Raw genomic sequence first — 17,622 nt, forward strand, 5'->3', positions numbered from 1 at the left:
CGGCGTCGAGCCACTGCCGAATGGAGAGATCATGATGCGTACGGTCAGCGTGGCGGAGACCGCTCCGTCCACCTATCCGTGGGCGGTGCACGCCGAGAAGTTGCAGGTCCGGGCCGGCCGACACCTCGCGGTCAACGAGCTCGACCTGAGGTTGGGCACCGGTGTGCACGGGCTGCTCGGCCCCAACGGCGCCGGAAAGACGACGTTGATGCGAGCCCTGGCCACTGTGGTGAAGCCGGCCGGTGGGCGGCTGACCCTGCTGGGCGGCGAGGTCACCGGCAACGCGGACCTCCGCCAGGTACGCCGCGGCCTGGGCTACCTGCCGCAGCACTTCGGCTTCTACCCGCGCTTCACGGTCCGGGAGTTCGTCGAGTACATCGCCTGGCTCAAGGAGATGCCGAAGGCGGTCATCCCCGGCGCGGTGCAGCGGGCCGTCGAACGGGTGGGTCTGGCGGACCGCGCCGACTCCCGGATGAAGACGCTGTCCGGCGGGATGCTGCGCCGTGCCGGCATCGCCCAGGCGATCGTCAACGACCCGGCGGTGCTGCTGCTCGACGAGCCGACGGTCGGTCTGGACCCGGAGCAACGCCTCGACTTCCGCGAGCTGCTGCGGGAGATCGGCCTGGACAGCTGCGTGCTCGTCTCCACCCACCTGGTCGAGGACGTGGCGGTGGCCTGCTCCGACGTGGTGCTGGTCAGTGAGGGCCGGCTGGTGTGGCAGGGCACCACCGGGCAGCTCACCGAGCAGGGTGGCGCCGGCGACGCCGGTGACAGCGCCGCCGAACGTGGCTACTCGTCGGTGCTGCGCGCCTACCGTGGGCGGGTGTCGGCATGACGGGACGCATCCTCCGCATCGAACTGCGCCGCTCGGCGGCGCTGGGCGTCGCCCTGTTGCTGCTGGTGACCGGCGCGGCGTTGCTGCTGTCGTCCACCCAGTTCTTCGCGGGGCGGTGGATGCAGCTGGCGGTGCTCGCCCGGTCGACGCTGATCGTGCTGCTGCCGCTCGCGTTGGCCGGTGGGGCATGGCTGGGCCGGCGCGACGCGCGCCACCGGGTCAACGAATTGTTCGCCAGCACCGTCCGGCCGCGGTGGCAGCGCGTCGTCCCGACCGCCGGCGCTCTGGCGGTCTCGGTGGTGACCGCGTACCTCCTGGTGTTTCTCATCGCGGCCGGATGGGTGGCGCCCACCTCGGGTTACTTCCCGAGCGCGACGATCGTCGTCACAGCGGTCGGCGTTCCGGCGCTGATCGCCGCGGGTTGGCTGGGCATGGCCGCCGGCCGGGCCGTACCCCGGGTGATCACCGCGCCGGTCCTCGCCGTGGTCGGCTTCGTCCTGGTGGGGTTGGTGCCGGAGTTGGCCATGTCGTCCGCGATGACCACGGACCTCACGCACGCGCCGCCGGAACCGGCGGCGGTGCTGCTCGTGCCGACGATCACCGGCCTGGACGACTTCCAGACGATCGCGACACGGGTCAGCCTGCTCCAGGCGCTGTGGCTGGTGTCCCTCGCCGCGACCGGCCTGCTGCTGCTGGGCGCGGTCCGTCGCCGCGCGATCGCGTTCGCCGTGCTCCCGGCTCTGCTCGGCGTCGCGGTCGCCCTACCGCTCCTGCCCGTCGGCGGAGCCCGCGGGGCGGCGGTCGTCGACCCGGTCGCCATCGAGTTGGTCTGCGACAACGACGGCCCGCAGGTCTGCGTGACGCGGGCACACGCCGGGCTGCTGCCCGCCGTCGTCGGCCCCGCCCGCCAGGCGCTCGGCATGATGGCGGCGAAGCTGCCAAACGCGCCGGTCCGGGCGGTGGAGACCCAACAGGTCACCTACTGGGCACGGCTGGACCCGGACCAGGCACCGCCCCGGCACTCCGCCGACACGATCGTCTTCGACACTCCCACCATCGACCGCCTCGGCCGCGCCGACCTGTCCGACGACTACTTCCTGCCGTCCCTGCTGGAGGCCGCCTGGCAGCAGGAGTGCGGCGACCAGTCGGTTCGGGGCGACGTGTACCGGGCCCGGATGGTCGCCGCCGCCTGGCTGACCGGTCGACCACCGGCCCCGCAGCCCGGTTGGGCACCCGAGGAGACGGCGCTGCTGGAGAGCGCGTACCAGGCGCTGGCGAGCCTGCCGGAGGTCGAGCAACGACGCCGGATGGCCGCGGTACGCGATGGCGTACTGGCCTGCCGGGACGACGAACTGGTGGCGATCCTGCCGAAGGGTCAGCCGTGAGGTGGCTTCAGCTGCACCTGCGTTCCCGCCGGGTCCCGCTCGCCCTGGCCACCGTGACCGCCTCGATCGCGCTGGCGTGGGCGCTGTCGCTGGCCTACACCGATTCGGCGACCATCAACGCCCGGACGGCCAGCCTCGCCATCATGCTGGCGGTGGTCGCGGTCGGCACCACTCTCAGCGGCGCCGACGGCGCCCTCGACCACACCATGGCGGTCAACTGGCCGGTACGCCGCGCCGGGCACCTGCTGCTCGCCGCCGCCGCCATCACCGCGCTGCTATCCCTCAGCATGATCACCGACACGCGCTACGAACCGTTCGCCCTGGTGCTGCGCAACACCGCGGGGCTGCTCGGGCTGACCGCGCTCGGCGCCACAGTGCTGGGCGCCGCCCTGTCCTGGATCGCCCCGCTGACCTGGACCCTCATCGCGGCACTGCCGATGATGGGGCCCAGCCGGGAGCTGAAGATGCAGGTCGCCGGCTGGCTGATCCAACCCGCCGGCACCACCGCCGCCACCGCCTGCGCCGCCGTCCTGGCGGCGACCGGTCTGCTCGCGTACGCCCTGCGGGGTTGCCCAGTGCGGCCGGTGAGCGAGACCGGCCCCGACCGGTGACGGACAGTCCGGTGCTCCGGAACCCCGGAGCACCGGAGCACCGGAACCCGTCCTAGACGACGCCCGCCAGCAGTTGCCGCGCCATCACGATCCGCTGCACCTGGTTGGTGCCCTCGTAGATCTGAGTGATCTTGGCGTCCCGCATCATCCGCTCGACCGGGTAGTCCCGCGTGTAGCCGTAGCCACCGAGCAACTGCACCGCGTCGGTGGTGATCTCCATGGCGGCGTCCGAGGCGAAGCACTTCGCCGCCGCACCGAAGTAGGTGAGATCCGCGTCGCCACGCTCCGACTTGCCGGCCGCCGCGTAGGTGAGCTGCCGGGCCGCCTCCAGCTTCATGCCCATGTCGGCGAGCATGAACTGGATCCCCTGGAACTCGGCGACCGCCTTGCCGAACTGTCGACGCTCGGCCACGTACCCCTTGGCGTAGTCGAGCGCGCCCTGCGCGATCCCGACGGCCTGCGCGGCGATGGTGACCCGGGTGTGGTCCAGGGTCTTCATCGCGGTCGCGAAGCCGGTGCCCTCCGCGCCGATCATCCGGTCGGCCGGGATACGCACGTTGTCGAGGTAGACCTCGCGGGTGGGCGAGCCCTTGATCCCGAGCTTCTTCTCCGGCGCGCCGAAGCTCACCCCGGGGTCGGACTTCTCGACCACGAAGGCCGAGATGCCACGGGACCGGGCGGCCGGGTCGGTGACGGCGAAGACGGTGTAGAACTCCGAGACGCCGGCGTTCGTGATCCAGCGCTTCACGCCGTTGAGCACCCAGTGATCCCCGTCACGTACCGCCCGGGTCGTCATCGACGCCGCGTCGCTGCCCGCCTCCGGCTCCGAGAGGCAGTACGAGAACATCGCCTCACCGGCCGCGACAGGCGTCAGGTAACGACGCTTGAGGTCGGCGGAACCGGACAAAAGCAGTGGCATCGTGCCGAGTTTGTTCACCGCCGGGATCAGCGAGGAGGACGCGCAGGCGCGCGCCACCTCTTCGATGACAATGGCGGTGGCCAGCGCGTCCGCGCCCGCGCCGCCGTACTCCTCGGGGATGTGCGGGGCGTGGAAGTCGGCCGCCCGCAGCGCGTCGTACGACGCCTTGGGGAACTCCCCGGTCTCGTCGGCCTCCGCGGCGTGCGGAGCCACCTTCGCGGCGCACACCTCACGCACCGCTTCCCGGATCGCCTGGTGCTCCTCGGGCAACCGGTAGACGTCGAACGACTCCCCTGCGGCCATCTCGGCCCTCCCCTTCACCACTATCATGCGCAGTCTGTGACGACTCCTGACCGCCGACCGCGCAGACTGAAGACTAGCGACTGCAGTTCAGGTGATGTTACCGGCGCGTAGGTATGGGCAAGATGGTGCACCTAACGCGCTGGGCGATGATGGAGACCGAGACAGTGAGCCACCCTCCGGTGCCCCGCCCAGGCGCCGCAGCAGAATGCGACGCGACGACGCGACGCCAGTGCGAGCGGAGAAGACAGGCGTGACGATCCCCTACCCCACCATCCAGCCGACCCCCGCCATCGCCGCGGTGACACCGCCCTCAGGCGCACCCCGGCCGCGGGTGACGTTCCTGGGGACTGGTTACCTCGGTGCGACGTACGCCATCTGCTACGCCGAACTGGGGTACGAGGTACTCGGCTTCGACGTCGACGCGGACAAGATCGCGATGCTGAACGCCGGTCAGGTGCCGATCCACGAGCCCGGCCTGGACGAGCTGCTCAAGCGCAACCTCGCCGCCGGCCGGCTCCGGTTCAGCACCGACATCGCCGAGACCGCCGAATTCGGTGACGTGCACTTCATCTGCGTCGGCACCCCCCAGCGGGCCGACGGCATGGGCGCCGACCTGTCGTACGTCGAGGCGTCCGTCACCAGCCTCGCGCAGCACCTGACCCGCAAGGCGTTGATCGTCGGCAAGTCCACCGTGCCGGTCGGCACCGCCGAGTGGGTCGAGCAGCTCGTCGGCAAGCACACCCCCCACGACCTGGACGTCGAGGTGGCCTGGAGCCCCGAGTTCCTCCAGGAGGGCTTCGCCGTCGACGACGTCCTGCGACCCAACCGGATCGTGGTCGGCGTCAAGAGCGAGTGGGCCAACGGCATGCTCTACGCCGCGCACAAGGGCGTGTTCGACCTGGCCGCCACGGAGGACCGCGAGGTGCCCCTGGTGGTCACCGACTTCTCCACCGCGGAGCTGGTCAAGGTCGCCGCGAACGCCTTCCTGGCCACCAAGATCTCCTTCATCAACGCGATGGCCGAGGTCTGCGAGGCCTCCGGTGGCGACGTCACCCAGCTGGCCCGTGCGATCGGCTACGACCCGCGGATCGGCAACCGGTTCCTCCAGGCCGGCCTCGGCTTCGGAGGCGCCTGCCTGCCCAAGGACATCCGGGCCTTCCAGGCCCGCGCCCAGGAGCTGGGCGCCGGTGAGGCGCTGCGCTTCCTGCACGAGGTCGATCTGATCAACCTGCGTCGGCGTACCCGGGTGCTTCAGCTCGCCGCGGACCTGCTCGGCCGCCGCTCCGGGCCGGCCGGCCCGGACTTCTCCGGCACCCGGATCGCCGTGCTCGGCGCTACCTTCAAGCCCAACACCGACGACGTCCGCGACGCCCCGGCGCTCGCCGTCGCCGCACTGTTGCAGAAGGCCGGCGCCGACGTGCACGTGTACGACCCGCAGGGCACCGAGAACGCCCGCCGCGCGGTTCCCGAGTTGACCTACGAGGGCAGCATCAACGAGGCGGTCAGCGACGCCGACCTGGTCTGCGTTCTCACCGAGTGGGCCGACTTCCGCAACGCCGATCCGGTCGCCCTCGGCGAGTTGGTGAAGGGTCGCAAGGTCGTCGACGGCCGCAACTGCCTCGACCCCGCACTGTGGACCCAGGCGGGCTGGGAGTACCGGGGCATGGGTCGCCCCTGACGCAACCGACGCCCACCGGCCGGTCATCGAGCATCTCGATGGCCGGCCGGTGTCGTTGTTTGCCCCGGACCCGCCGACAAGAGTCGAAATCCGCGCCAGCTTTGGGCATGCTGCGACAGTGGAAGTCCACAGTGCGGGTGGAGGGGTGTCGTGGCGACCTTTCAATGCTCCTCGTGCGGCCGGGAGATCAAGCCGGCCGTCCGATGCCCGCACTGTGGGGCAGACCAACCACAGTGGGTCGAGCACCTGGCCGACATTGAGCGTTCGATCGCGGAGATGAAGGCGCGCGACGCCGCCATCGCCCGCGAGCAGCGGCAGATCGCCGCCAAGATGCAGGCCGCGCTCTTCCAGCGGGACATCCTCGCCCACGCCGGCGAGGAGCGGATCAAGCAGGCCACCCGGCCACGGCGGGTGCTCCGCCGTCGCCCCGGCCGACGGCCACCGACCGCCACCATGGGAGCGCCGCCCCGGGTGCCCCGCCAGGGCACCCCACCCGCCCCGGAGGATCCGCCGCCACCCCCGCCCCGCGCCGCCTGGCTGGACGTGGACGACCCGGAGCACCCGCCGGAGGCGTCCTCGCGCGAGGTGCAGAACATCCCCCTCGGGCTGGGCGCGCTGCTGCTCGCAGTGGCCGCGGTGGTCTTCGCCGCGGTGGCAACCAGCTCGATGGACGCGCTCGCCCGGCTCGGCATCCTGCTCCTGGCCACCGTGCTGATGCTGCTCGCCCCACCGACGCTGGCCCGGCGCGCGCTCACCTCGACCGCCGAGACCATCGCCGCCGTCGGCCTGCTGCTGGTGCCGCTCGCCGGCAACGCCCTCTGGGCGGTGGACCGGATCGGCACCGGCAGCGGCTCCGGAACTGTCTTCGCCGGGGTCATCTTCGCTGTCACCGCCGCCGTCGCCTTCGGGTACGCCGGTTGGACGGGTCTGCGCGCGCCCCGCTTCGCCACCGTGCTCGCCGCGCAGCCGGTGCTGCCTCTGCTGGCGTACGACCAGATCACCGGTCCGGGTGGCTGGGCGCTGGTGCTGGCAGTGGTCGCCCTGGTCAACCTCGGCCTGGCCCGCTCCGGCGTGACAGTCGAACGCCCCGTCCGGCAGGACCTGCCGTCGCCGGCCACGCCGTCCGCGCCGCGCGAACGTGACGGCGAGAGCCGGCCGGAGGGCGACCCGGAGGAGGCCGCCGAGCTGATCGACGCCAGTGCGGGTTCCGCCGAGCCGCAGCCGACCCGCCCGGTGCCGGGGCTGCGTGAGCTGACCTGGTTGCTGCACGCTCTGGCTGTCGCCGTCTCGCTGGCGTACGCGGTCACCGCCCTGCTGCGGGCGGAGACCGTGCCGACCGCGACCGGCGCCGGGGTGGTGCTGCTGCTGGCCGCCCTGATCGGGCTGGCCGGCGCGCTGGTGCTGCGTCGCCCGCCACTGCCCGACGTGGCGGCCGGCATCGTCACCCTGGCCGTGATCGGCGCGCTCAGCCGAATCGCCTCGGTGGCACTCCCCGGCCGGGCGCTGCTGCTGATCGCGGCGGTCATCACGGTGACCGGGCTCGCGGTGCGCGCGGTCCCGGAGGCGGCCCGACGGGGCCCACAGATCGCCTCCGCGGTGGCACTGACCGTCAGCGGTCTGGTGGTCGCCGGCGGCGCGCTACGCGCCGGGGTGGCACCGGTCCGGGCGGCGCTGCCCGCCTGGGACCCCGACCTCAGCCGGTACCAAGACGAGTTGGCCGCCGCGGTCGGGCCGACCACCTGGCAGCTCGCGGCTGCGGCATTCCTGCTCACCATCGCTGCGGTGCTGGCCCTGCCCACCGAGATCCGCCGGGAGTTCGCTGTCGCCGGGGCGGCGTTGACCGCGCTCGCCGTCCCGGCCTCGTTCGGTCTCGGCTGGGCGATCGCACCCTGGCCCATGGTGATCGCCGCGATCGGCATCGGGGTCATCGGGCTCTCCGCCCGCACCGACCGTGCCGCGGTGGCGCACGCCGTCGGGGCGGCCGCTGTCGGCCTGTTCGGGGCGGGTGCCAGCCTGTCCAGCCCCACCCTGACGGCCGCGGTCCTGATCACCCTGTTCGTGGCCGGCACGGTGGTCGCGCTGGCGCCCCGGGTCCGGATCGCCTCGGCCGCCTCCGACACGGTCACCGCCTGGGCGGCCGGTGGCGCCGCGTTCGCGCTGCCCGGGGCGGTGGCCGCGTTCGTGGCCGCCACCATGCCGAGCGACCCGACCCCCACCCCGGCGAGCCTCCGCGAGGTGACCGTCCCGGTCCTGGCGGCCAGCTTCCTGGCAGTCTGCGTGACCCTCGGCTACGCCGCCGTCGTGCAGGTCTCCCAGCGCCACATCCCCGCGCCGCTGTCAGTCGGCACCGGGCTGGGCGCGCTGATGGTCACCGCCGCCGCGTTCGGGGCGCCCGGCGCGACAGTCGCCGACGCCTGGGTGGGCGCGTTGCTGCTGGTCGCGGCGGTGCTGCTCTTCCTGGCCCCCTCCATCGACGCCGGCCGGCGCGCCGACCTCACCCTGGACGGCTCGGACCTGGCCGCCGCCGCGGTCACCACCGCCCTGATCGCCACGCTGGTACGGATCGGCGCGGTACTCGCCCCGGGCGGGCAGCTGGCGGTGGCCGCCGCCCTGCTCCTGGTGGTCGCCGTGGCGGCTCGCAGCATGCCGGAGGAGTGGCGACGCGGGCCGATCCTGGGCCTCACCGTCGGCGGCGCCCTGATCGGCGTCCTCGCCGGGTGGACGGCGGTGCGCGGCGGGGTGGGCGTGCTGGCCACCCCCGGCCCGATCTGGAGGGGCGACCTGAGCGACTGGCCGGCCGCCCCCGTCGGCGGCGCCACCTGGCAGGCGCCGGTCGCGCTGGCGCTGCTGGCCCTCGCCGCCGGCATTCTGCTCCCGCCGCCCTGGCGCTGGGACGTATCCGGGGTGGCGGTGGTGCTCGCCACGATCGGCGCGCCGGCCGCGTTCGATCTGGCCTGGTGGTCGCCGGTCCTGGTCGGCGGAATGGTGGCCACCGTGTTCGGCATGGCCGCGGTGGCCACGGAGGAGGCGCGCGCCGGACTGTCCCGGGCCACGGTGGCCGGGGTAGTCGCGCTGCACGCCGCCGGAGCCGGACTGGTCCGCCCGTGGACCACGGCGCTGGCGCTGGGCAGCATCGCCCTGATCGGCGTGGTGGTGGCCACCCTGGCCCGCGTCCTCGCCGGCCCACAGGTCGCCGACATCGACACCGACGGAATGCCGCCGCACCTGGCGCAGATCGGTGGCGCGGCGATCGGTGCCGCCCTGCTGGCCCTCCCCGGCGCGGTGGCGGCACTGGCCGCCGAGTTCGAACACTCGGCGCAGGTGGTGCTGACCGCCGCCCTCGCGGCGACCAGCCTCGGCCTGGCCGCCGTGGCCGCGGTCCGCAGGCAGGTGCCGCAATATCTGCCCTGGGTCAGCGTGGCGGTGGTCGGCGGGGCCACCATCAGCGCCCTCGCCGCCATCCCCACCGGCCTGGCCGCCGGCGTCTACGCGGCCGCCGCCGCCCTGCTCGGCGTACTGGCCGAACTGATCCGCGCCGCCACCGTCCCGCCGACCGGCGCAGCCCAGCCGGTCCGGCGTTGGGCGGTACGCCTCGACGGCGCCCTACGGCGGCTTCCGGACGACCCGGAGCGACGACGGTGGCGGGTCAACCCCGCCGCGGGTGCGCTGGCCGCGGCGGCGCTGCCGACCGCCCTGGCGCTCGCCTCGATCGCACCCGCGCTGGTCACCGCCCTGGTCGAGCCGCACCGCACCCTGACCCGGATCTGGCAGGGCCCACCGCCGGAACTGCTCACCCCACCGCCGGACGTGGTCAACCCGACCCACGTGCTGACGGCGTTGCTGCTCACCGCGACCGCCGCGCTGGCCGCCACCGGGTTCAGCGGTGGGCGGCGGTCCCGGGCCGTCCCGGTGGTGCTGCCCGGGACCGCCGTCACGCTGCTCATCGCACCCATCGCGCTGGGCCAGGGCTGGCCCGCCAGCACCGTCGCCGCGCTCTCCGTCTTCACCATCGCGATGCTCGGTCTCGCACTGACCCCACCGCCGCCGCTGGTCGAGCGGGCCCGCTCGCTGCGGCTGGCCCGGGTGCTGGTGTTCGCCATCGGTCTGGCCGGTGGCAGCGCCGGGCTCGCCGGCAGCCTGGCCGACCGGCAGATGACAGTGTTCACCCTCGGCAGCGCGGTCGCGGTGGGCGCGGTGGCGGCGCTGTTCGGCACCACCCAGCGGGCGCGGATCCTCGGCTGGCTCTTCGCCTCACTCATGGCGCAGCTCTTCGTGCTCACCGTCGGCCTGGTCGCCGGGTTGGCGGCGGTCTGGTCCGCGTTCGGGGTGCTGGCCGTCGGTGCGGTTCTCCAGGTGCTCGCCGCGACCCTGCCTCGGTTGCGCCGCCCCGAGGCGCAACGGGAGGCCTCCACGGTGGAATGGAGCGGGTACGCTGCCGCGCTGATCGCCCTGGCCCTCGCCTTCGACTCGCCCCGACACATCGCCGCCCTGCTGGCCGCCTGGGGCGCTGTCCTCGGGGTGGCGGCGACCCGACCCGGCCGCCGCCCGGTGGAACGCCGGATCCTGTTCTGGGCGGTGGTGGTCTGTGAGATCACCGCGTGGTGGATCCTGATGCGAGTCGCCGACGTGGCGCTGCCCGAGGCGTACACGCTGCCGTTCGCCGCGTTGGCCCTCCTCGTCGGCGTCCTGGAACTGCGCCACCGACCAGACATGAGCAGCTGGGTGGCGTACGGCCCGGCGTTGGTAGCGGCCTTCGTGCCGACGCTGGCCATCGTGCTGGCCACCGAGTCCAGCACGATGCGGCAGATGCTGCTGCTGCTCGGCGCGGTCGCGGTGCTGATCTTCGGCTCGTCCAGTCGGCAGCAGGCGCCGGTGATCGTCGGTGCGTCGGTCACCGCGATCACGGCGATCCACGCCCTGTTCAGCCTGGGCCCGTGGCTGGCGCTGATCCCGGTGGGCATCCTGCTGCTGGTGCTCGGCGCGAGCAACGAGCGTCGCCGCCGCGCCCAGGAACGCCTACAGACCGCCCTGCGCGGCATGAGATGAACCGGAGGGTCCCTGCGGCGTGGGTGAGTGGGCGCGGTGAGTGGGCGCGGTGAGTGGGCGCGGTGAGTGGGCCGGCCCGCGCCGCCACCCGCCGCCACGCGCCGCCACGCGCCGCCACGCGCGATCTTGCGCTTTCCGTGGCGACATAAGGCGTGAACGCCACAGAGCGACAACCCGAAGTGCAAGATCCGGAGGGCGAGCCGGCCCGGGCCGGCCCGGGGCAGGGCAGGGCAGGGCAGGGGCGGGGAAGGTTAGCTCAGGGTGGCTTGGAGGGCGGCTTCCTTGTCTGCCACCAGCTTCTCCAGGTCCTGCTGGTAGGTCGCCATCTTGGCGCGCAGGCCCTCGTCGCTGGCGCCGAGGATCCGTACGGCGAGCAGGCCGGCGTTGCGGGCGTTGCCGATCGACACGGTGGCGACCGGGATCCCGGCCGGCATCTGCACGATGGACAGCAGCGAGTCCATGCCGTCGAGATGCTTCAGCGGCACCGGCACACCGATCACCGGCAGCGGCGTCACCGAGGCGACCATGCCGGGCAGCGCGGCGGCACCCCCGGCCCCCGCGATGATCACCTTGATGCCCCGGTCGGCGGCGTCGCGCCCGTACTCGATCATCGTGACCGGAGTCCGGTGCGCCGAGATCACCCGCACCTCGTACGCCACGCCGAAGTCGTCCAACACCTCGGCGGCGGCCCGCATGGTCGGCCAGTCCGAGTCGCTACCCATGATCAAGCCAACCGTGCTCACTGCGGCCCTTTCGTCGTTCCCGAAACCGTTGCTCACTCGTGGCCCTCGCGCAGCCAACGCGCGGCCCGTGCGGCCCGGGCCCGCAGGTCGTCCAGGTCGTCGCCGAGCACCGTGACGTGGCCGATCTTGCGGCCGGGTCGCACCTGCTTGCCGTACAGGTGCACCTTGGCACCCGGCTCCGCGGCGAAGAGGTGGTGCAACCGTTCGTCGATCGACATCCCGCCCGGCTCGCCGCCGAGCACGTTCGCCGACACGACCACCGGGGCGGTCAGCGCTGTGTCACCCATCGGGTAGTCCAGCACAGCCCGCAGGTGCTGCTCGAACTGTGAGGTCCGGGCACCCTCGATCGTCCAGTGCCCGGAGTTGTGCGGACGCATCGCCAGCTCGTTGACCACGATCGCGGGCCGGCCGGCGTCGTCGCGCACCTCGAACAGCTCCACGGCCAGCAGACCGATCACACCGAGCGCGGTGGCCAGGTCGATGGCGAGCTGCTGCGCGGAGACCGCCAGCTCCTCGTCCAGGCCGGGCGCCGGGGCCAGCACCTCCACGTTGATGCCGTCGCGCTGCACCGTCTCGACCACCGGGTACGCGGCCACCTGACCGAACGGCGAACGAGCCACCTGCACGGCCAACTCCCGTCGCAGCGGCACCCGCTCCTCGACGATCAGTCGGGTGCCGCCGGCGAGCAGCGTGGTCGCCAGCTCGGTGGCCTGGGCCGCGTCGTCGACCATCCAGACACCCCGGCCGTCGTAGCCACCCCGAGCCGCCTTCAGCACCACCGGCCAGCCGACCTGCTCGCCGAAGCCGACCAGGTCAGCGGGCTCGCCGACCGGCCGCCAGGCCGGGTTGGGCGCACCCAGCTCAGTCAGGCGTTCCCGCATGACCTGCTTGTCCTGGGCGTGCAGCAGCGCGTCCGCCGGCGGGTACAGGGGCACCCCTTCCGCCGCCAGCGTGCGGATGTGCTCGGAGGGCACGTGCTCGTGGTCGAAGGTGACGACGTCGCAGCCCTTGGCGAAGGTGCGCAGGGCGGCCAGGTCGGTGTGGTCGCCGTACTGGACGTCGGCGGCGACCAGCGCCGCGCCGTCGTCGGGGGCGGTCGCGAGCACACGCAGTGACTGGCCGAGGGCGATCGCGGCCTGGTGGGTCATCCGGGCCAACTGGCCGCCACCCACCATGCCGACAACTGGCAGACCGGTACGGGAATCCATAGCGCGGCCAGCCTATCCGGGCCGCCGACGGGCCCAGCCGGAGGGCTGGCGACCCGCCTTGGAAGCGCTGGCGGGACCACCCGTTGCGCGGCACTGACGACTACCGGGCGTGGCGGTGCGCTCAGCCCAGCTCGGCGACCAGGTCCTCGACCGAGGTGACCGGCCGCTGGCAGACGAAACCCCGGCAGACGTACGCGGCGGACCGCCCGTCGACCAGCGGACGGTCAGCGAGCAGCGGCACACCCGGCTGGTCCGGACGCCCGGCGACGACCACCGCTCCGGGCGGCGCGTGCCGGCGGGCGGCGGTCACCAGGGGGTCACCGGCCGGGTCGTCGGTGACCACGGCGATCTCGTACGGCCCGGAGAGCAACGCCTCGCCGACCATGGCCGCGTAGCCGGTGAACCGGGGGTGCTTACCGACGATCGGCGCGACAGTGCCGAGGGCCGCTTCGGCGGCCTCCCGGTAGCGCGTCTCCCCCGTCAGCGCCGAGTACGCCACCAGCCCGGCGATCAACGCCGACCGGCCGGACGGGGTGGCGTTGTCGGTCGGGTCGGCCGGCCGGGCGACGAGCCGCTCGGCGTCGTCGGCGGTGTCGTAGAAGGCGCCACCGGGCGCGGCGAAGTGTGCCAGGGCGGTGTCCAGCAGGTCGCCCGCCAGGGTGAGCCAGCGGCCCTCCCCGGTGAGCTGGTGCAGCGCGCAGAAGGCCTCGGCCACACAGCCGTAGTCCTCCAGGACACCGGCCGGCTCGCCGACCTTGCCATCCCGGGAGACCCGGCGCAGCCGGCCGTCCACCAGGTGCACGGTGGCCAGGTGCTCGGCGGCCTGGCGCATCGCCCCGTCGGCGACGATGGTGACGCCGTCCATCAGGTTGGCATCCTCGTCCTGAGGAGACGCGTACACGGCGGCGACCTGCTGGAATTCGGCGATGGCGGTGATCGCCAGGCCGTTCCAGGCGGCCACCACCTTGTCGTCGAGGGCCGGTTGCGGGCGGGTGTCCCGGGCCGCGAGCAGCCGCCCGACCACCTGCTGCCAACGGGCGCGGACCTCGGGCGCGGCATCGTCCACGTCCCGGGCGAGCTTGAGCACGCTCATGCCGTGTTCAAAGGTGCCGTCGGTGGTCACCGTGAACAGGTCGGCGGCGAGCCGGCCGTCCTCCTCGCCCAACGCCTCGACGAGTTGGGCGGGCGTCCAGGCGTAGGTGAGCCCCTCGACGCCCTCGGTGTCGGCGTCCAGCGCGGACGCGAACCCCTGCCCGGGCCGGTGCAGCTCGTCGGCGAGGAACCGGGCGGTGTCCCGGGCAACCCGGCGGGCCAGCGGGTCGCCGGTGAGTCGCCACAGCTGGGTGTAGACCCGCAGCAGCAGCGCGTTGTCGTAGAGCATCTTCTCGAAGTGCGGCACCGTCCAGTGCGCGTCCACCGAATACCTGGCGAAGCCGCCGGCGAGTTGGTCGTAGATGCCGCCCCGGGCCATCGCCTCGGCGGTGTGCCGGGTGATCTCCAGGCTGCCCGGGTCGCCGGTGCGCTGGTGGTGGCGCAACAGGAAGAGCAGGTTCATGTGCGGCGGAAACTTCGGCGCGCCACCGAACCCGCCGTTCGTCGCGTCGTACTCGCTGGCCAGCTTGGTGGCCGCCGCGTCGAGCAGCGGGGCGTCCAGTGGGGCGGTGGGGCCACCCACGGCCTGCGCGCCGCCGATCGCCTCGACCACCGCGGCGCCCTGGCCCAGCACCGCCTCGCGCTGCTCCCGCCAGGCGGTGGCGACCGACTGGAGCAACTGGACGAAGTTGGGTCGGGGGAAATAGGTGCCGCAGAAGAACGGGGTGCCGTCCGGGGTGGCGAAGACGGTCATCGGCCAACCGCCCTGGCCGGTCATCGCCTGGGTCGCGGTCATGTAGACCGCGTCCACGTCCGGGCGCTCCTCACGATCCACCTTGATCGACACGAAGTTGTCGTTCATCAGGGCGCCGACCTGCGCGTTCTCGAACGACTCGTGCGCCATGACGTGGCACCAGTGGCAGGCCGCGTAGCCCACCGAGATGAGCACCGGAACGTCGCGGCGCTTCGCCTCGGCGAACGCGTCGTCCGACCAGGGCCACCAGTCGACCGGGTTGTCGGCGTGCTGGAGCAGGTACGGGCTGGTGGCGTCGACGAGTCGGTTCACCTGACGACCATAGCCAGCCCTGGCGCGGACCGCGCGGGCTCCGCCCGGACGGTCGAATGCCCGCCACCGCACCGGGCGCGGTAGGCCGTCACACCCGACACCGATCAACCGAGGTGGCGCCGGCTGCTGACGTCGCGCCGGCTGCTCAGGAGGCGCCGTCGGCGCGGAGTCGGAACACGTTCGACTCCGCCGAGTCGCGCAGCGACCCCAGCACCGCGCCGATCTTGTCCGCCGGCATCGGCTTGAAGAAGTGGTAGCCCTGCGCGGAGGTGCAACCCAACTCGGCCAGGGCCATCCGCTGCTCGGCGGTCTCCACGCCCTCGGCGACCACCCGCAGCCCCAACTCGTGGGCGAGCCCCACTGTCGTCCGGACGATCGCGGCGGCCTCCGGCGAGTCGGCCATCCGGATGACGAACGAACGATCCACCTTCAACTCGTCCACCGCGATGCGGGTGAGGAAGGTCAGCGACGAGAAGCCGGTGCCGAAGTCGTCGACAGCGAGTTGCACGCCCATCGACCGGAGCGTCGCCAGCACCTCGTCGATGACCTCCAGCTCGCTCATCACCACCGTCTCGGTGATCTCCAGAACGAGCCGGTGCGGCGGCACCTGATGGCGGCGCAACGCGTCGGCGATCTCCGCCGGCAGCCGGGGGTCGAGCAGGCTGCGCGCTGAGAGGTTGACCGAGATCGGAACGTCCAACCCCTCCCGGGCCCAACCGGCGGCCACGCTGAGCGCCTTGTTCAGCACGTAGCGGGTGAAGGCGCCGAGCTGCTCGCTGTTCTCCACCGGCCGGATGAAGTCGGCCGGGTTCAGCCACCCACGCCGGGGGTGCTGCCAACGGATCAGCGCCTCCACCCCGGTGGGGGCGCCCGTGGCCAGGTCGACCGCCGGCTGCAACGCCAGCACCAGCTGATCGTCGACCTTCAACGCCTCACGCAGCTCGGCCAGCAGGGCGAGCTGGTCGGTGCTGGCCGCATCCCGCGCGCCGTCGTACGCGGCGACGTTGCCGCCGCCTTCCTTGGCCTGGTACATCGCGATGTCGGCCCGACGCAGCAACTCGGTCAGGTCCGCGGCGCCCGCGGCGGCCACCACCACACCGACCGAGACCTCGATGGACATCCGTACGCCGGCCACCTCCGTCGGCGCGGCCAGCCGCTCGGCGATCTCGCGGGCCTGGCGCAACGCGTGGGCCAGCGGGGCGGCCCGGTCTCCGAGCACCGGCACCGCAGTGAGCAGCAGGGCGAACTCGTCGCCGCCGAGTCGGCCGAGCAGGTCGCCGCTGCGGACCAGCGCGTTGAGTCGGTTCGCGGTCAACCGCAGCAGCTGGTCACCCGCCGCATGGCCGAGGGTGTCGTTGACTTCCTTGAACTGGTTGATGTCCAGCAGCAGCAGCGCCACCGGGTGATCGTGGCTGAGCTGTCGCAGCGACTGGTCGCCCTTGGTCAGCATCGCCGCCCGGTTGACGAGGCCGGTGAGCGGGTCGTGCACCGCTTCGTACGACGAACGGGCGGTCACCAGCCGCAGTTCGTGATGGGTCGCGGCGTCGTGCAGCGCGGCGGCGAGCGCGTCGCCGAACGCGGCCACCGCGTCGTGTTCCCGGGCGGTGGGCGGGGCCGAGCGGGGGAAACGCACCCGCAGCCGACCGACCGGCGCGGCGCCGACCGACAGCGCCCGGCTCAGCTCGTGCTCGTCCGGCTCCGGCTGGTCCGGTGGGCCCGTCTCCCGGTCGACCAGCTGACCGCCGGCGTCGCCCCGGTAGCGGTGCCACCGGCCGTCGGCCCGGGCCACGTCGACGTCGACCAGCTCGGCGTTGAACAGCGTCAGGGCGCCGGTGACCGCCGCGCTGGCCACGCCCCGCTCGTCGAGCTGGTTGAGGGCCGCGGTGGCCTCGGCGAAGGCGCCCCAGGTGCGGCGCTCCTGATCGGAGCGCAGCCGGTAACGGTAGGTCTGCTGCAACAGCCACAGCAGCGGCGGCAGCAACAGCAACCAGCGCGGGTCCAGCTCGAGCAGAGCGATCACCACGAGGCCGACCGCAACATTGCCGACGAACATCAGCAGCTTGCCGCGTAGCGCGGCGAGCAACGGTGGCCCGATCGGCAGACCGTGCCGCAGACCCAGCGTCACCCCACCCAGCCAGGCGGTCACCAGGAGGTACGTCACCGCGCCGGCGATGACGGCGAGCGCCAGCATCGGGGTGGGCGGGGAGAGCAGCGGCCGACCGAGCGCGGTGGTCACGGAGACGGCCAGCGCCGACGCGGCGGCCAGTGACGCGGCGATCCGGACGATCTCCAGGGCCGGACGGCGGTCGTTGTGTAGTGACAGCAGGGTCCAGGCCAGCCCGGTGCCGAGCAGCGTGGCCGACGGGAGCCAACCGGCTGGGGTCAGGTAGAGACAGACAATCAGGGCGGCCTCGCCCCAGGTGATGCTGACCATGCCCGCGGCCGAACGGAACCGCAGCCGGGCGAGCTGGGCGAGGGCCAGGACGGCGACGGCGATGCCGAAGCGGGCCGGACCGCCGAGGGGGTCGTCGGCCGGCAGCCGGACCGGGAGGGTCAACCCGACCGCGGCGGCGGCCAGGGCGGTAAGCGTGACGGCGGCGGTGAGCACGAGCAGCCGGCCCGGCGTGCCACGCACCCCGAGCCGATCGAACGGGTCGTCGGCCGCACCGGAGGTCATCGACCTCCCCCGTCAGCCGACCGACCGACGTGGCGGCGGGCGGCCGGTGCTGTGCTGGT

The 17,622-nt window shown here is 73.1% G+C and carries 10 protein-coding genes; 5 read left to right on the top strand and 5 right to left on the bottom strand.

Annotated features, from left to right (window positions below):
- Positions 1 to 34: 34 nt before the first annotated feature.
- Genes ABZU74_RS05930 through ABZU74_RS05940 form a run of 3 tightly spaced genes read left to right on the top strand, consistent with a single transcriptional unit; the run spans position 35 to position 2,831 of the window.
- Complete coding sequence (locus ABZU74_RS05930) at positions 35 to 835, top strand: ABC transporter ATP-binding protein (RefSeq protein ID WP_355419149.1); 801 nt, start codon at positions 35 to 37, stop codon at positions 833 to 835.
- Entirely contained in the window at positions 832 to 2,220 is a 1,389-nt protein-coding gene (locus ABZU74_RS05935) for a hypothetical protein (RefSeq protein ID WP_355418946.1), read from the top strand. The genes ABZU74_RS05930 and ABZU74_RS05935 overlap by 4 nt, the downstream gene beginning before the upstream one ends.
- Complete coding sequence (locus tag ABZU74_RS05940) at positions 2,217 to 2,831, top strand: hypothetical protein (protein ID WP_355418948.1); 615 nt, start codon at positions 2,217 to 2,219, stop codon at positions 2,829 to 2,831. The genes ABZU74_RS05935 and ABZU74_RS05940 overlap by 4 nt, the downstream gene beginning before the upstream one ends.
- A gap of 52 nt (positions 2,832 to 2,883) precedes the next feature.
- Here ABZU74_RS05940 and ABZU74_RS05945 read toward each other — a convergent pair whose 3' ends face one another.
- The gene (locus ABZU74_RS05945) at positions 2,884 to 4,053 is read right to left on the bottom strand and encodes an acyl-CoA dehydrogenase family protein (protein ID WP_355418950.1); all 1,170 of its coding nucleotides are present in this window, start codon (positions 4,051 to 4,053) and stop codon (positions 2,884 to 2,886) included.
- Positions 4,054 to 4,303: 250 nt separating this feature from the next.
- On the opposite strand from ABZU74_RS05945, the gene ABZU74_RS05950 reads away from it, so the two are divergent.
- Together ABZU74_RS05950 and ABZU74_RS05955 are read left to right on the top strand one after the other, a co-directional pair.
- Positions 4,304 to 5,731 carry a UDP-glucose/GDP-mannose dehydrogenase family protein gene (locus tag ABZU74_RS05950; protein ID WP_355418952.1) on the top strand — a complete coding sequence of 476 codons (1,428 nt, stop codon included), beginning with the start codon at positions 4,304 to 4,306 and terminating at the stop codon, positions 5,729 to 5,731.
- A gap of 150 nt (positions 5,732 to 5,881) precedes the next feature.
- Positions 5,882 to 10,777, top strand: a complete 4,896-nt coding sequence (locus ABZU74_RS05955; RefSeq protein WP_355418954.1) for a permease — start codon at positions 5,882 to 5,884, stop codon at positions 10,775 to 10,777.
- A 251-nt stretch (positions 10,778 to 11,028) separates the two neighbouring features.
- Here ABZU74_RS05955 and purE read toward each other — a convergent pair whose 3' ends face one another.
- The 4 genes from purE to ABZU74_RS05975 all read right to left on the bottom strand — a co-directional run bounded on the left by purE (position 11,029) and on the right by ABZU74_RS05975 (position 17,563).
- Complete coding sequence (purE, locus tag ABZU74_RS05960) at positions 11,029 to 11,520, bottom strand: 5-(carboxyamino)imidazole ribonucleotide mutase (protein ID WP_355418956.1); 492 nt, start codon at positions 11,518 to 11,520, stop codon at positions 11,029 to 11,031.
- A 32-nt stretch (positions 11,521 to 11,552) separates the two neighbouring features.
- A complete protein-coding gene (locus ABZU74_RS05965; RefSeq protein WP_210863297.1) occupies positions 11,553 to 12,728 on the bottom strand; it encodes a 5-(carboxyamino)imidazole ribonucleotide synthase in 1,176 nt (391 codons plus the stop codon).
- Between the two features lie 121 nt (positions 12,729 to 12,849).
- Positions 12,850 to 14,886 (bottom strand): thioredoxin domain-containing protein, encoded by a 2,037-nt coding sequence (locus ABZU74_RS05970; protein WP_355418958.1) that lies wholly within the window; start codon positions 14,884 to 14,886, stop codon positions 12,850 to 12,852.
- A 145-nt stretch (positions 14,887 to 15,031) separates the two neighbouring features.
- Positions 15,032 to 17,563 carry a bifunctional diguanylate cyclase/phosphodiesterase gene (locus ABZU74_RS05975; RefSeq protein WP_355418960.1) on the bottom strand — a complete coding sequence of 844 codons (2,532 nt, stop codon included), beginning with the start codon at positions 17,561 to 17,563 and terminating at the stop codon, positions 15,032 to 15,034.
- Positions 17,564 to 17,622: the final 59 nt, after the last annotated feature.

The sequence above is a fragment of the Micromonospora sp. NPDC005171 genome (assembly GCF_040608575.1).
GTDB lineage: Bacteria > Actinomycetota > Actinomycetes > Mycobacteriales > Micromonosporaceae > Micromonospora.

Coding starts and splice junctions, on each gene's coding strand:
- ABZU74_RS05930 (WP_355419149.1), top strand. CDS start 35: ATGCGTACGGTCAGCGTGGCGGAGACCGCTCCGTCCACCTATCCGTGG.
- ABZU74_RS05935 (WP_355418946.1), top strand. CDS start 832: ATGACGGGACGCATCCTCCGCATCGAACTGCGCCGCTCGGCGGCGCTG.
- ABZU74_RS05945 (WP_355418950.1), bottom strand. CDS start 4,053: ATGGCCGCAGGGGAGTCGTTCGACGTCTACCGGTTGCCCGAGGAGCAC.
- ABZU74_RS05965 (WP_210863297.1), bottom strand. CDS start 12,728: ATGGATTCCCGTACCGGTCTGCCAGTTGTCGGCATGGTGGGTGGCGGC.
- ABZU74_RS05975 (WP_355418960.1), bottom strand. CDS start 17,563: ATGACCTCCGGTGCGGCCGACGACCCGTTCGATCGGCTCGGGGTGCGT.